Consider the following 14,118-nt stretch of genomic DNA (forward strand, 5'->3'; position numbering starts at 1 on the left):
GAGTCTATCGAGGGGTATGCCCGGTCGCGCCCGCCCGGGGCGAGGTCTCGGCGTCCTCGTGCCACCTTCACAGGCACCCGACAGCGCCAGCAGGCAGGATGGGGTGATGAGCACCAGCGCAGCTGCCGAACCGCCCTCGCTCGCGTTCGCCCCGGACGCCAGCTTCACCCCCGCCCAGCTGCGGGAGGTCGGGGGGATGCTGCAGCGCTTCCTGCTGGAGTACGAGTTCGGCCTGCGCGAGGTCGAGACCAAGATCGAGATCCTGCGGGACGAGTTCGCGCACATGCACGACTACAACCCGATCGAGCACGTCTCGAGCCGGGTCAAGTCCCCGGACAGCCTGCGCGAGAAGGTGGTGCGCCGGGGCCTCACGATGGACCTGGTCACCATCCGCCGGGAGATCACCGACATCGCCGGGATCCGGGTCTCCTGCAGCTTCATCACCGACGCGTACCGGATCTTCGACCTGCTCACCCAGCAGGACGACATCACCATCCGCCGCGTCTCGGACTACATCGCCGAGCCCAAGGCCAACGGGTACAAGAGCCTGCACGCGATCGTCGAGGTGCCGGTCTACCTCTCCACCGGGCGCGTCGACGTTCCCGTCGAGGTGCAGCTGCGCACCATCGCGATGGATTTCTGGGCCAGCACCGAGCACAAGATCCACTACAAGTACGACGGGAACGTGCCGGAGTCACTCCTCGACGAGCTGAAGGACGCCGCGGACAGCGCTGCCGAGCTGGACGCCCGGATGCAGCAGCTGCACCGCGAGCTGCACGGCCGCGAGGCTCAGAGGTCCGCGAGGTAGGGGTTGCCGGCGCGTTCGCGCGCCATCGTGGTGGCCGGCCCGTGTCCGGGCAGCACGAGGGAGGAGTCCGCGAGCGGGAGGACCACGTCGCGCAGGCTGCGGCGCATCGCGGCCGGGTCACCGCCGGGCAGGTCCGTCCGCCCGATCGAACCGGCGAAGAGGACGTCGCCGGAGAGCACCGTCCGGTCCAGCTCGTCGCTGGGTATGCCCTCGGGAACCGCTGCGGTGGAGAAGAGGACCGACCCCTCGGTATGCCCGGGGGCGTGGGTGACCTCGACCCGCAGCCCCGCCAGCTCGAGCACCTGCGCGTCCTGGACCTCCACCACGCGCTCCGGCTCGCTCCAGGTGGCGCGCCGGCCGAACTGCTGCTCGAGGGCGACGACCAGCGCCGGGCTCATGGTCGAGAGCGGGTCGGTGAGCCGGTAGCGGTCCTCGGTGTGGATGTACGGGCTGACCGCCGTGGTGCCCGCGCAGACCGGGGTGACGGCATACACGTGGTCGAGGTGACCATGGGTGAGGAGCACGGCCGCCGGTCGCAGGCCGTGCTCGGCGAGCAGCTCCTGCACCCGCCCCTCGACGCCGATCCCCGGGTCCACGATCAGGCACTCCTCCCCCTCGGCGGGCGCGAGGAGGTAGCAGTTGGTGGCGAAGGCGTCGGCGACGATGCTGCGAACGAACATCCCTCGAGGCTACCCAGGTGGCCGGTCGCGGTCCGGCCGGGTGACGTCAGGGACGGACGGGTAGGGTCGAGGACGCCCATGTCATGTCGAGGCGGCCCCGATGGTCGCGCTCGCGGTCCCCGTCAGAGAGGCCACCACCGTGTCCGAGCAGACGCCCACCACTCCCGAGTCCGAGGAGCCCACGGCCACCGAGCCGGAGGCGGTGCAGACCGCCCCTGACGAGGTGCAGCCGGACACGTCGGTGACCGAGCAGCCGACGGACGTGCAGCCGACGGAGGAAGAGGCCGAAGCGGCCCCGGAGGCCGAGCCCGAGGCCGCCCCGGAGGCCGAGTCCCAGGTTGAGCCGACCCCTGCCCCCGAGCCCGAGGCGACGCCTGAGCCCGAGCCCGAGGCGACGCCTGAGCCCGAGCCCGAGGCGACGCCTGAGCCCGAGCCCGAGGCGACGCCTGAGCCCGAGCCCGAGGCGACGCCCGAGCCCGAGCCCGAGCCGGAAGCGACGCCCGAGCCTGCGGCACCGGCCGCTCCCCGCCCAGCGGCCCCGTCGCCGTCGATGTTCGCGGCCCGCAAGCCGGCCGCACCGCGCCCGGTCACCACGCCTCGACCCGCCGCCGCGCAGCCGACCGCCGCGCCCAGCGACTCGGTCAAGCACGGCCGGGTCGCCGAGGACGGCACGGTGCACGTGATCCTGGCCGACGGCACCGAGCGGGAGGTCGGTTCCTACCCCGAGGCGACCCCGGACGAGGCGCTGGCCTACTTCGCGCGCAAGTACGACGAGCTCGCGGCCAACGCCGACCTGCTCACGGCGCGACTGGCCGGCACGGAGGTCTCCGCGCACGACGCCCGCAAGTCCCTGGCCCACCTCAAGGAGCAGATCGGTGACGCGCACGTCGTCGGCGATCTTGCCGCACTCGAGGCCACCGTCGCCCGGCTCGAGGAGTCGGTGGCCGCCAAGGCCGCCGTCGAGGCCGAGGCGAAGGCAGCGGCCAAGGCCGAGGCCGGTGTCCGTCGGGAGAAGCTGGTCGCCCAGGCCGAGAAGCTGGCCGCCACCGACCCCGCCAAGATGCAGTGGAAGCAGAGCAGCGCCCGGATCCGGGAGCTGCTCGACGAGTGGAAGTCGCACCAGCGTTCCGGCCCACGCCTCGACAAGGACGTGGAGAACGCCCTGTGGCAGCGGTTCAGCGCAGCCCGTTCCTCGTTCGACAAGATGCGCAAGACCTGGTTCGCGCAGCTCGACGAGGAGCACGCCTCCGCCCGTTCGGTCAAGGAGCGGCTGGTCCAGGACGCCGAGGCGCTGGCGACCAGCAAGGACTGGGGCGCCACCGCGGGTGCCTTCAAGCGGCTGATGCAGGAGTGGAAGCAGGCGGGCAGGGCGTCCCGGTCCGACGACGACGCCCTGTGGGCCCGTTTCAAGGCGGCCCAGGACTCCTTCTTCGACGCCAAGGACGAGGTCGTCGCCGCGGAGGAGGCCGAGTTCACCGAGAACCTGAAGGTGAAGGAGGCCCTGCTCGTCGAGGCCGAGGCGATCACGATCGACGAGGCGCACCTGGAGCAGGCCAAGGGCGAGCTCCGCAAGCTGCAGGAGCGCTGGGACGCCGCCGGAAAGGTCCCGCGGGCGGACATCCGTCGGGTCGAGAACCGGCTCCGCGCGGTGGAGCAGCAGGTGCGCGACCTCGAGGACAAGCAGTGGAAGCGCTCCGACCCCGAGCTCAACGCGCGAGCCCAGTCCATGGTCGACCAGCTCGAGCGTGCGGTCCAGGGGCTGGAGGCAGACCTGGCGGCCGCCACCGCTGCCGGGGACGACAAGGCGGCCTCCTCGCTGGAGGCGGAGATCGCCACCAGGAAGATCTGGCTGGACTCGGCACGGGGTGGTCTGGACTGATGGCAGCACGCTCGTTCGCGGACGACCCGGCGATCGCGGAGGTCGCCGACGGCCTGTGCGCATACCTGGACGCCTCCCCCTCCCCCTTCCACGCGGTCCAGGCCGCGCAGGGACTGCTCACCGGGGCCGGCTTCACCGAGGTCGCCGAGACCGCCCCCACGCCGACAGCCCCTGGTCGGTATGTCGTCCGTCGCGGCGGTTCGTTGATCGCCTGGTCCACCGAGCACCTGCCCGCTGACCGGGCGGCGCACACCCCGCTCCGGGTGGTGGGAGCGCATACCGACTCCCCCAACCTGCGGATCAAGCCGCAGCCGGACTGGTCCCGCGCCGGGTGGCAGATGCTCGGCGTCGAGGTCTACGGCGGAGCGCTGACCAACTCCTGGCTGGACCGCGACCTGGGCCTGTCCGGGCGGGTGGCGGTCCGCGACGCGGACAGCCCGAGCGGTATCGGCCACCGGCTGTGGCGCTGCGACGACCCGCTGCTGCGGGTCTCGCAGCTGGCGATCCACCTGGACCGCACCGTGCGCAGCGAGGGTCTGCAGCTGAACGACCAGCAGCACCTGGCGCCGCACTGGGGACCCGGGCTGGGCGGCGAGGGACGGCCGCCCTTCCGCGAGTGGCTGGCCGAACGGGTGGGGGTCCCGGCGGGCGACCTGCTGGGCTTCGACGCGATGACCCACGACCTGACGCCGGCGCGTCGCATCGGTGCCGATGGTGAGCTGGTGGCCTCCGCCCGGCTGGACAACCTGGCGACCTCCTACGCGGCGGTGCGGGCGCTGCTGGCCGCCGTCACCGATCCTGCGGAGCAGCCGTGGGTCCCGGTCATCGCCCTCTTCGACCACGAGGAGGTGGGCAGCACCTCCGAGCGCGGCGCGCAGTCGACCTTCCTGCCGGCCTGGCTGGAGCGGGTGGTGCTGGCGGCCGGCGGCGGGCGTGAGGACTACTGGCGTGCGCTGGCCGGGTCGGTGATCGCCTCCGGCGACATGGCGCACGCCACCCACCCCAACTACACGGAGCGGCACGAGTCGCAGCACCCGATCGCGATGAACGGTGGCCCCGTCCTCAAGGTCAACACGAACCTGAGGTATGCCACCGACTCGCTCGGCGCGGCCGCCTTCACCCTGGCCTGCGAGCAGGCGGGGGTGCCGATGCAGACCTTCGTGACCCGCAGCGACCTGCCGTGCGGCTCCACGGTCGGTCCGATGACCTCGGCGCTCACCGGTGCTACGACGGTGGACTTCGGTGCGCCGGTGCTGTCCATGCACTCGACCCGGGAGATCTGCGGCACGCTCGACCAGGCCGGGTATGCCGCCGCCCTGAGCGCGTTCCTCGCCCCAGCCGGCTGAGCCCTCCAGCAACGCCTCCCCCACACCCACCCCGCCCACCCCACCGACCGGGCGAGCGTTGTGCACCGACCGGGCGAGCGCTCGTGTGCGCGCGGATCGGCAGTTCGAGACGCCCGGTCCGGCAGTTCGAGACGCCCGGTCCGGCAGTTCGAGACGCCCGGTCGGGCAGTTCGGGACGCCCGGTCGGGCAGTTCGGGACGCCCGGTCGGGCAGTTCGGGACGCCCGGTCAGGCAGTTCGGGACGCTCGGTCGGAGGGAAGGCGGAAGGCGGGAGTGGGTCAGGCGGGGGCGCCGGTGCGGCGGTGCGGGTCGGTGCTGAGGGTGCCGGTGACCCGGTAGGCGTCCAGCACGGCCGGGATGCGGCGCACGGCGCGCAGCACGGACTCCAGGTGCGAGGGGTCCGCCATCTCGAAGGTGAACTTGCTCAGCGCCACCCGGTCGCGGCTGGTCTGCACCGAGGCGGACAGGATGTTCACGTGCTGCTCGGACAGGGTGCGGGTCACGTCGGACAGGAGGCCCGGGCGGTCCAGCGCCTCCACCTGCATGTTCACCATGAACAGGCTGGTGGCGGTCGGGGCCCAGGCGACCGGGATGATCCGCTCCGGTGTTGTGTCCGACAGGTTCTCCGCGTTGGTGCAGTCGGTGCGGTGCACCGACACCCCACGCCCGTGGGTGACGAACCCGAGGATCGGGTCCCCGGGCACCGGCGTGCAGCACTTGGCGATCTTCACCCAGACGTCGTCCGCACCGACCACGGTGACCCCCGGGTCACCCTGCTGCAGACGGCCCCGTCGGGGCCGGACCGCCTCGGCCATGTCCTCCTCGGCGCCGTCCTCACCACCCAACGTGGAGACCAGCTGCTTGACGACGTGCTGGGCGGAGACGTGGTGCTCGCCGACCGCCGCGAACAGGCCCTCGATGTCCTTGTAGTTGAGCCCGGTCGCGACCGCGGTGAGCGTGTCGTGGCTCATCAGCCGCTGCAGCGGCGCGTTCTGCTTGCGGAGCACCTTCGCGATCTGGTCCTTGCCGGACTCGACCATCTCCTCGCGCCGTTCACGGGTGAACCACTGCCGGATCTTGTTGCGGGCCCGGGCGCTCTTGACGAAGCTCAGCCAGTCACGGCTCGGCCCGGCGTCCTGGGCCTTGCTGGTGATGATCTCGCAGACGTCACCGTTGGCGAGCTCGGAGTCCAGCGGCACCAGCTTGCCGTTCACCCGGCCGCCGACGCACCGGTGCCCGACCTCGGTGTGCACGGCGTAGGCGAAGTCGACGGGGGTGGCGCCGGCCGGCAGCGCCATCACGTCCCCACCCGGGGTGAAGACGTAGACCTCGGCCGCCCCCATCTCGAAGCGCAAGGAGTCCAGGAACTCCCCCGGGTCCGCGGTCTCCTGCTGCCAGTCGATGAGCTGGCGCAGCCACTGCATCCCCTCCAGGGCGCCGGGCGCACCGTCCGCCCCGGCCCCGGCACGGGTGCCGTCCGGGGACTGCTCCTTGTACTTCCAGTGCGCCGCGACACCGTACTCCGCGCGGCGGTGCATCTGGTACGTCCGGATCTGGATCTCGACCGGCTTGCCACCGCTGCCCATGACCGTCGTGTGCAGCGACTGGTACATGTTGAACTTCGGCATCGCGATGTAGTCCTTGAACCGCCCCGGCACCGGGTTCCACCGGTTGTGCAGCGCCCCGAGCACCGCGTAGCAGTCCTGGATCGAGTCGACGAGGACCCGCACCCCGACCAGGTCGTAGATCTTGTCGAAGTCGTGCCCCCGCACGATCATCTTCTGGTAGACGGAGTAGTAGTGCTTGGGCCGTCCGGTCACGGTGGCGCGGATCTTGGTGGAGCGCAGCTCCTCGGAGATCTCCGACCGGATCCCGGTCAGCATCTCCTCACGGGCCGGCGCCCGGTCGGCGACCATCCGGACGATCTCGTCGTAGATCTTGGGGTACAGCTGGGCGAAGGACAGGTCCTCCAGCTCCCACTTGATCGTGTTCATCCCGAGCCGGTGCGCCAGCGGCGCGTAGATCTCGAGCGTCTCGCCTGCCTTGCGGGCGGCGCTCTCGGCGGAGACGTAGCGCCAGGTGCGCGCGTTGTGCAGCCGGTCGGCCAGCTTGATCACCAGCACCCGGATGTCCCGGGCCATGGCCACGACCATCTTGCGCACGGTCTCGGCCTGCGCGGCGTCGCCGTAGGTCATCTTGTCCAGCTTGGTGACCCCGTCGACCAGCATCGCGATCTCGTCGCCGAAGTCCTTGCGCAGCTGCACCAGGGAGTAGGGCGTGTCCTCCACGGTGTCGTGCAGCAGCGCCGCCGCGATCGTCGAGGGGGTCATCCCCAGCTCCGCCAGGATGGTGGCCACGGCGAGCGGGTGCGTGATGTAGGCGTCGCCGCTCTTGCGCAGCTGTCCCTTGTGCATCTCGTCGGCGACAGCGTAGGCGCGCTCGATCAGGGCCAGGTCGGCCTTGGGATGGGTGGCGCGGACCGAGCGCAGCAGCGGCTCCAGGGCCGGGTTGACGCTGGACCGGGTGCCCCCCAGCCTGGCCCACCTCGGTCGCAGGCCACCGGACACCCGGGCGGGTGACGGGGTGGCAGCCGGCTCGCTCATCCCAAGATCATAGGCGGTGGCCCTGACCGTCCCGCACGGGTGATCCGCGCATGCTGCTCAGGCGGTGACCAGGCAGTGCAGGTCGTAGCCGGCGAGCCGGGAGCGCCCCTGCAGCGCCTCGATCTCCAGGACCAGCTCGATCGCGGCGACGGATGCGCCGCACCGTTCCACCAGCTCGCTGGTCGCCGCCAGGGTGCCCCCGGTGGCCAGCACGTCGTCCACGATCAGCACCCGCTCCTGGTGCGAGACGGCGTCCTGGTGGATCTCCAGTGTCGCCGTCCCGTACTCCAGCGTGTAGCTCTCGGTATGCACCGCGGCCGGCAGCTTGCCCGCCTTGCGCACCGGGACGAAGCCGACCCCGAGCGCGTGCGCGATCATCGCCCCCAGGATGAAGCCGCGGGCCTCGATGCCGGCCACCACGTCCACCTGACCGCGGCGCCGCTGCACGGTGTCCGCCACGATCCGGTCCCGCAGGCCGGTGTCCAGCAGCACCGGGGTGAAGTCCTTGAAGACCACCCCCGGCTCCGGGAAGTCCGGGATGTCACGCATACCCCTCAGGACGTCCGCGGCCAGCTGGGGGTCGGGGGTGCTCATCGGTGCCGGCCCTCCGCTCAGCGTCCGCGCGGCTTGCGCTTGGGCTGGTTGCGCGGGCCCCGCTGGGCGTACGGGTGCAGCTGACGGCCCTGGGTCGTCGGGGCCTGGCCCGACGGGGAGGACGACGCCGTCGGAGCGGCCGCACCGGGGCTGGCAGCGGGGGCTGCCCCGACGCCGGCCCCGACCTGCCCGTCCGCGACGGTCCCGTCCTCGTCATCACCCTCGAGGGCGTCGAGGTCGGCGTCGGCGTCGCTGTCCTCGTCGGTCACCGCACCCGGCTCACCGGTGCGCGCGGCCCGACGGGCCCGGCGCTTCTTCACCTGCATGTCGTGCTTGCGGATGAACAGCTCGCCCTGACGCATGTGCACCAGCAACGGGGTGGCGATGAAGATCGAGGAGAAGGTGCCGACCGCGATCCCGATGAACAGTGCCCAGGAGAGGTCGACCAGGGTGCCAGGCCCGATCAGGGTGAGCCCGACGATGAGGATCACCGCCACCGGCAGCAGCGCCACCACCGAGGTGTTGATGGACCGGACCAGGGTCTGGTTGACCGCCTGGTTGGCGGCCTCCCCGAACGTCTGGCGCCCGTTCTCGAACGCGTGGTCGGTGTTCTCCCGCACCTTGTCGAAGACGACGATCGTGTCGTAGATCGAGTAGCCGAGGATCGTCAGGAACCCGATCACCGAGGCGGGTGACACCTCGATCCCGAGCAGGGCATACACCCCGATCGTGAAGAAGACGTCGTGCAGCAGCGCCACCAGGGCGGCGACCGCCATCTTCCAGGTGTGGAAGTAGAAGGTCAGCACCAGGGTCACCAGGGCCAGGAAGACCAGCAGCGCGATGACGGCACGCTGGGTGACCGTCTCCCCCCACGAGGGACCCACCAGCGAGCTGGTGACCTCCTCGATGTCGACGCCGAACTCCTCGGCCATCTCGGCACGGGCCGACTCGACGTCGGCGCTGCTCAGCTCACCGGTCTGCACCCGGATGCTGTCGTCACCGATCTGGGTGACGGTGGTCGTGCTGCCGCCGTCGTACTCGGCGACGATCTCCGACGCGCGCGGCTCGTAGTCGGTCATCTCCTGGCTGGAGACCTGGGTGACCCGCAGCTCGGAGCCACCGCGGAACTCGATCCCGAAGTTGAGGCCCCGACCGAAGAGGCCGACCAGGGAGACGATCACCAGGATCGCGGACAGCAGGTACCAGAACTTGCGTCGACCGACGATGTCGTAGGCCTTGGCGCCCGAGTACAGGTCGTTGCCGAAGCGGGAGAAGCGCGACATCAGACCACGCCCCCTTCCAGTTCCTCGCGGGAGTGACGTCGGCGTCCGGGCGGCAGGGCCTCCGGTTCACGCACCCGTCCCCGTCCCAGGTATGCCGACCGCTTGGCACCCAGCCGCTCCGGCTCCATCCCGGACCACTTGCGGCCCTCGCCGAAGAACCGGGTGTTGGCCAGGATGCTGACCAGCGGGTGGGTGAACATGAAGACGACGAGCAGGTCGATGACCGTCGTCAGACCCAGCGCGAAGGCGAACGCCTTCACCCCGGACTCCGAGAGCAGGTAGAGCACGACGGCGGCCAGCAGGTTCACGACGTCGGAGATGATCAGGGTGCGCCGGGCACGCTCCCAGCCGGTGTCCACGGCATACCGCAGCGGCCGGCCGGCCCGGACCTCGTCCCGGATCCGCTCGAAGTAGACGATGAAGCTGTCCGCGGTCACGCCGATCGCGACGATGAGGCCGGTGACGCCGGCCATCGTCAACCGGAAGTTGTTCGCCCAGCCCAGCAGCGTCACCGACCCGTAGGCCAGCAGTGCGGCCAGGGTCAGCGAGCCGATCGCCACCAGCCCGAGGGCGTGGTACTGGACCAGCATGTACGCGAAGACCAGCAGCAGGCCGACGGCTCCGGCGATCACGCCGTAGCGCAGCTGCTCGCCGCCCAGGGTGGGGCTGATCTGCTCGGAGGTCTGCACCTCGAAGGACAGCGGCAGCGCACCGAACTTCAGCTGGTTGGCCAGGTTCTGCGACTCCTCGGGGGTGAAGTCACCAGTGATGGTGGCGACCCCGTCGGAGATGACGTTGTTCACCGACGGGGCGGAGATCACCTCGTCGTCCAGCACCATGGCGAACCGGTTCTGCGCGGTGCCCTGCTGGTAGCCGAAGAGGCGCGAGGTCACCTCGGAGAAGGTGGCACCGCCCTCGGTGTCGAAGCTGAGCACCACCTGCCACCGGCCCGTGACCGTGCCCGACTGGACGGTCTCCGCGCTGGCGGTGGCGTCGGTGATGCTGCTGCCGGTGAGCTCCACCGGCCCGAGGATGTACTTCTCGGTGCCGTCGGTGTTGCAGGCCAGCGTGGCGCTGTCGAGGTCCTGCGTCGCAGCCTCGGTCGCGTCACCGGCGTCGTCGGGGGTGCACTGCAGCGCCTCGAACTCCGCCTGCAGCTCAGGGGTGATCTGCGCCAGGCTCGAGGGGTCCGCGGGCGCCTCGGTGGCGGGCTGCTCGGGGGTGACCGGGGCCTGCGTCTCCTCGGCGCCGTCGGTGGTCGCGGCGTCGTCCGAGCCCTGGGCCGGTATGCGCGTCCCGCCCCGGTTCTCCTCGGTCTGCTCGGCCTCGTCGGTGCCGGGCTCGCCGGTGCGGCCGTCGATGCTCTCCTCGGCCTGCTGCTCGGCCTCCTCCTGCGCCTGGCGCTGCTCCTCGACCAGGGACTCCAGCTCGCTTGGCGGCAGCGGCAGCGTGCGCTGCGGCGCCTGCTCCGCCTGCGGCAGGGCCGGCTGGGCGACCAGGACCGGGCGGAACCGGAGCTGGGAGGAACGACTCAACGACTCGATCTGGTCAGCGCTCGGGTTGCCCGGGATGGCGACCGAGATGTTCTGGCCCATCCGGGTGACCTCGGCCTCGCTCACCCCGCCTCCGTCGATCCGGCGGCGGATGATGTCGATCGCCTGGTCCAGCTGCTCGCTGCTGACGTTCTCGCCCTCCTCGGTGAGGGGCTCCATGACGATCTGCCGACCGCCGGCGAGGTCGAGACCCAGCTGCGGGGTCAGCGACGCCTGCGGGTCCGCCCACAGGCGTGCGGCACCGATCCCGCCGAAGAGCAGCAGGGTGATCACCAGCAGGCTCAGCAGCGTGCGCAGCGGCCCACGGATCCGGGCCCTGCGCTTGCCGCCGCCCTTGCCACCCGGGCGTCGGGAGCCGGTGGAGCGGGCCTGCCTGCGGTCCGTGCCCTTCCCCGACCCCGGCAGGTCCTCGTCCCGACGGTTGCTCGGGGTGGACATCGTCATCGGCGCGGCTCCCCGCCAGTGGTCCCGTCCAGGCCGTCAGTGGCCTCCGGCCCGGCCGTGGTGGTCCCCCCGGCGTCCGGCCCACCCCCCGGGGTCATCGACAGCGGGACCACCGAGCGGCGCTGGTGGCGGAGCACCACACCGTCGGCGACCCGCAGGTGCACGACGTCGCCCTCGATCCCGGTGACCACGGCGTACAGCCCCGCCGTGGTCATCACCTCCTGGCCCGGCTGCAGCGCCTGCTGGGCCTCGTTCATCGCCTTCGCCCGGCGGCGCTGGCTGAACATGAGGAAGAGCAGGAAGAGGATCGGCAGAGCCAGGATGAGCAGCGTGAAGCTGGAACCTCCCGCGCCCGCAGAGGCGCCGGTCGCCAGTGTCATGGAGAACCCTTCAGGATGTGTCTCGTGGGCGCCGGTCCCGGCGCCGGGTCACCTCAGCGCGCTCGGACTCGCACGCAGGCACCCGGGGCAGTCTAGGTGAGTCCCCCGGGGCCACCAAAGAGGTGGCCTCCCGTGTCGCAGCTCACCCGCCGAAGGGCAGGGTGCCTCCGTCGTCGTCGGGACCCAGCCGGGTGCTCCCGGAGCCGGGCACCCCGGCGCCCCCACCCGTCGGGTCCACGACACCCCGCGGCGGGGTCAACCCGAGGTGCTGCCACGCGGCCGGGCTGGCCGCACGCCCCCGTGGGGTCCGGATCATGAAGCCCTCGCGGACCAGGTACGGCTCGGCGACGGTCTCCACCGTGTCCGGCTCCTCGCCGACGGCCACCGCCAGCGTGGACAGCCCCACCGGGCCGCCACCGAAACGGGTACACAGCGCCTCCAGCACCGCCCGGTCGAGGCGGTCCAGACCCAGCTGGTCGACGTCGAAGAGCGCCAGGGCCTGACGGGCGGCCGGTTCGTCGACGATGTTCTGGCCGTGCACCTGGGCCCAGTCGCGCACCCGCCGGAGCAGCCGGTTGGCGATCCGTGGCGTCCCCCGGGACCGGCTCGCGATCTGCACGATCCCCGGCTCGTCGGCCGCGATCTCCAGCAGCTCGGCGTTGCGGTGCAGGATCGTCACCAGGTCGGCCGTCGCGTAGTAGTCGAGGTGCCCGGTGAAGCCGAAACGGTCCCGCAGCGGCGCGGGCAGCAGGCCTGCCCGGGTGGTGGCCCCGACCACGGTGAACGGGGGCAGCTCCAGCGGGATCGCGGTGGCACCCGGCCCCTTGCCGACGATCACGTCCACCCGGAAGTCCTCCATCGCCAGGTAGAGCATCTCCTCGGCGGGTCGGGACATCCGGTGGATCTCGTCCAGGAACAGCACCTCCCCCTCGACCAGCGAGGAGAGCACCGCCGCGAGGTCTCCCGCGTGCTGGATCGCCGGGCCGCTGGTGATCCGGATGGGCTGCTCCAGCTCACCGGCGATGATCATCGCCAGGGTGGTCTTCCCCAGACCGGGCGGGCCGGAGAGCAGCACGTGGTCCGGCGGGGCGCCCCGGCGACGGGCCGCCTCCAGCACCAGCCCGAGCTGGTCCCGCACCCGATGCTGTCCCGGAAACTCCGCCAGCCGGCGCGGCCGCAGGGCCGCCTCGATGCGCCGCTCGTCGTCGGTGCCGGCCGGGTCCACCACCCGCCCGGGCGTCTCCTCCGGCAGGTCGACCTCGCTGGAGCCGTCCTCGTACGGGGTCACCGGCCGAGCTCCCGCAGCGTCGCCCGGAGCAGCGCGGCGACGTCGGTCGGCGCACCGTCCTCGGCGACGGCGGCCAGGGCCGTGTCGGCCTGCTTCGTCGTCCAGCCCAGGCCCTGCAGCGCGTCACGGACCTGCCCGGTGACCGCGTCGGAGCCGGACGTCCCGGTGCTGGAGGTGCCGGGGGCGGTCGGGTCAAGGCCCACCGCCAGGATCTTGTCCTTGAGCTCGAGGACGAGCCGTTCGGCCGACTTGCGGCCGATGCCGGGCACCTTGGTCAGGGCCACCAGGTCGCCGTGCGCCAGGGCGCTGCGCACCGCGTCGGGGGTGTGCACGGCCAGCATCGCCATCGCCAGCCGTGGCCCCACCCCGCTGACCGTCTGCAGCTGCTCGAAGAGCGCCTTGGCGGCGGTGTCGGCGAACCCGTAGAGCGTCAACGACTCCTCCCGCACCACCAGCGTCGACTCCAGGGTCACGTCCTGGCCGACCCGGGCGTCCGCGGCGGTGGCGGGGGTGGTGTGCAGCAGCAGCCCGACCCCACCGACCTCGACGACGAGGTGGTCGAGGCCGACGTGGCGGACCGGTCCGCGGACAGAGGCGATCACGGGCTGGTCCTCCTGGGGGTGGTGGTGGTGCGACTGGCGCGGGAGAGGGCGGAGCGGGCCGCGGTGCGGTGCTGCGCGTGCAGCTGGGCCAGCCGGTTGGGGGCGGCCCGGGCTGCCTCCTGCTCCGCCTCCTGGATGCGGTTCGAGGACCCGGCCGCGCCCTCGAGCAGGGCCTCGGCACCGCCCCGCCACAGGTGGCAGATGGCCAGCGCCAGGGCGTCGGCGGCATCGGCGGGGCGGGGCGCCTCCTCCAGCGCCAGGATGCGCGTCACCATCCTGGTCACCTGGCCCTTGTCGGCGCGGCCGTTCCCGGTGACGGCGGCCTTCACCTCCGAGGGGGTGTGCATCGCCAGGCTCAGCCCCAGCCGGGCGGCCGCGAGCATCGGGACCGCAGAGGCCTGGGCGACGCCCATGATGCTGCTGTTCCTGGTGCTGGCGAAGACCCGCTCGACCGCGACCGCGTCCGGACGGGTCCGGGCGATCCACTCGTCGATCTCGGTCTGCAGGGTGAGCAGCCGCTCCTGCGGCTCGTCCGTGGAGGGGGTGCGCACGACACCCACCTCGATCAGCCGCAGTCGCCGACCCGGCAGCCCCTCGACGACACCGAGACCGCACCGGGTCAGGCCGGGGTCGACGCCGAGCACGCGCATGGGTCGTT

12 protein-coding genes are annotated in these 14,118 nt (G+C 71.8%); 3 read left to right on the forward strand and 9 right to left on the reverse strand.

The genetic code is table 11. The features are described 5' to 3' along the window. Positions 1-106 precede the first annotated feature (106 nt). Positions 107-808: a GTP pyrophosphokinase gene (locus tag ACI3EY_RS06605; protein WP_405037141.1), complete on the forward strand. Its 702-nt coding sequence runs from the start codon at positions 107-109 to the stop codon at positions 806-808. On the opposite strand, the gene ACI3EY_RS06610 is transcribed toward ACI3EY_RS06605, so the two are convergent. Then, the gene (locus tag ACI3EY_RS06610) at positions 790-1,488 is read right to left on the reverse strand and encodes an MBL fold metallo-hydrolase (RefSeq protein ID WP_405039846.1); all 699 of its coding nucleotides are present in this window, start codon (positions 1,486-1,488) and stop codon (positions 790-792) included. The two genes, ACI3EY_RS06605 and ACI3EY_RS06610, sit on opposite strands and share 19 nt — an antisense overlap. 139 nt (positions 1,489-1,627) lie before the next feature. Between ACI3EY_RS06610 and ACI3EY_RS06615 the strand changes: the two genes are divergently transcribed. Together ACI3EY_RS06615 and ACI3EY_RS06620 are read left to right on the forward strand one after the other, a co-directional pair. Then, positions 1,628-3,367: a DUF349 domain-containing protein gene (locus ACI3EY_RS06615; protein WP_405039847.1), complete on the forward strand. Its 1,740-nt coding sequence runs from the start codon at positions 1,628-1,630 to the stop codon at positions 3,365-3,367. Beyond that, positions 3,367-4,713: a M18 family aminopeptidase gene (locus ACI3EY_RS06620; RefSeq protein ID WP_405039848.1), complete on the forward strand. Its 1,347-nt coding sequence runs from the start codon at positions 3,367-3,369 to the stop codon at positions 4,711-4,713. Before ACI3EY_RS06615 ends, ACI3EY_RS06620 begins: the two co-directional genes overlap by 1 nt. 278 nt (positions 4,714-4,991) lie before the next feature. Here ACI3EY_RS06620 and ACI3EY_RS06625 read toward each other — a convergent pair whose 3' ends face one another. The 8 genes from ACI3EY_RS06625 to ruvC all read right to left on the reverse strand — a co-directional run bounded on the left by ACI3EY_RS06625 (position 4,992) and on the right by ruvC (position 14,110). Next, the gene (locus tag ACI3EY_RS06625) at positions 4,992-7,316 is read right to left on the reverse strand and encodes a RelA/SpoT family protein (protein WP_405039849.1); all 2,325 of its coding nucleotides are present in this window, start codon (positions 7,314-7,316) and stop codon (positions 4,992-4,994) included. Positions 7,317-7,373: 57 nt separating this feature from the next. Beyond that, positions 7,374-7,910 carry an adenine phosphoribosyltransferase gene (locus ACI3EY_RS06630; RefSeq protein ID WP_405039850.1) on the reverse strand — a complete coding sequence of 179 codons (537 nt, stop codon included), beginning with the start codon at positions 7,908-7,910 and terminating at the stop codon, positions 7,374-7,376. A gap of 17 nt (positions 7,911-7,927) precedes the next feature. Continuing rightward, complete coding sequence (gene secF, locus ACI3EY_RS06635) at positions 7,928-9,193, reverse strand: protein translocase subunit SecF (RefSeq protein ID WP_405039851.1); 1,266 nt, start codon at positions 9,191-9,193, stop codon at positions 7,928-7,930. After that, positions 9,193-11,190 carry a protein translocase subunit SecD gene (gene secD, locus ACI3EY_RS06640; protein WP_405039852.1) on the reverse strand — a complete coding sequence of 666 codons (1,998 nt, stop codon included), beginning with the start codon at positions 11,188-11,190 and terminating at the stop codon, positions 9,193-9,195. The genes secF and secD overlap by 1 nt, the downstream gene beginning before the upstream one ends. Continuing rightward, positions 11,187-11,570 (reverse strand): preprotein translocase subunit YajC, encoded by a 384-nt coding sequence (yajC, locus tag ACI3EY_RS06645; RefSeq protein ID WP_405037133.1) that lies wholly within the window; start codon positions 11,568-11,570, stop codon positions 11,187-11,189. Before yajC ends, secD begins: the two co-directional genes overlap by 4 nt. A 142-nt stretch (positions 11,571-11,712) precedes the next feature. Further along, positions 11,713-12,858 carry a Holliday junction branch migration DNA helicase RuvB gene (gene ruvB, locus ACI3EY_RS06650; protein ID WP_405039853.1) on the reverse strand — a complete coding sequence of 382 codons (1,146 nt, stop codon included), beginning with the start codon at positions 12,856-12,858 and terminating at the stop codon, positions 11,713-11,715. After that, positions 12,855-13,460 (reverse strand): Holliday junction branch migration protein RuvA, encoded by a 606-nt coding sequence (ruvA, locus tag ACI3EY_RS06655; protein ID WP_405039854.1) that lies wholly within the window; start codon positions 13,458-13,460, stop codon positions 12,855-12,857. Before ruvA ends, ruvB begins: the two co-directional genes overlap by 4 nt. Then, positions 13,457-14,110 (reverse strand): crossover junction endodeoxyribonuclease RuvC, encoded by a 654-nt coding sequence (gene ruvC, locus ACI3EY_RS06660; protein WP_405037130.1) that lies wholly within the window; start codon positions 14,108-14,110, stop codon positions 13,457-13,459. Before ruvC ends, ruvA begins: the two co-directional genes overlap by 4 nt. Positions 14,111-14,118 lie beyond the last annotated feature (8 nt).

It is taken from the genome of Serinicoccus shuyuelongi, assembly GCF_045032955.1.
Lineage (GTDB): Bacteria > Actinomycetota > Actinomycetes > Actinomycetales > Dermatophilaceae > Ornithinicoccus.

Excerpts from the sequence above, each read along its gene's own strand:
- ACI3EY_RS06605 (WP_405037141.1), top strand. The coding sequence starts at position 107 with ATGAGCACCAGCGCAGCTGCCGAACCGCCCTCGCTCGCGTTCGCCCCG.
- ACI3EY_RS06610 (WP_405039846.1), bottom strand. The coding sequence starts at position 1,488 with ATGTTCGTTCGCAGCATCGTCGCCGACGCCTTCGCCACCAACTGCTAC.
- ACI3EY_RS06620 (WP_405039848.1), top strand. The coding sequence starts at position 3,367 with ATGGCAGCACGCTCGTTCGCGGACGACCCGGCGATCGCGGAGGTCGCC.
- ACI3EY_RS06625 (WP_405039849.1), bottom strand. The coding sequence starts at position 7,316 with ATGAGCGAGCCGGCTGCCACCCCGTCACCCGCCCGGGTGTCCGGTGGC.
- ACI3EY_RS06630 (WP_405039850.1), bottom strand. The coding sequence starts at position 7,910 with ATGAGCACCCCCGACCCCCAGCTGGCCGCGGACGTCCTGAGGGGTATG.
- secF (WP_405039851.1), bottom strand. The coding sequence starts at position 9,193 with ATGTCGCGCTTCTCCCGCTTCGGCAACGACCTGTACTCGGGCGCCAAG.
- secD (WP_405039852.1), bottom strand. The coding sequence starts at position 11,190 with ATGACGATGTCCACCCCGAGCAACCGTCGGGACGAGGACCTGCCGGGG.
- yajC (WP_405037133.1), bottom strand. The coding sequence starts at position 11,570 with ATGACACTGGCGACCGGCGCCTCTGCGGGCGCGGGAGGTTCCAGCTTC.
- ruvC (WP_405037130.1), bottom strand. The coding sequence starts at position 14,110 with ATGCGCGTGCTCGGCGTCGACCCCGGCCTGACCCGGTGCGGTCTCGGT.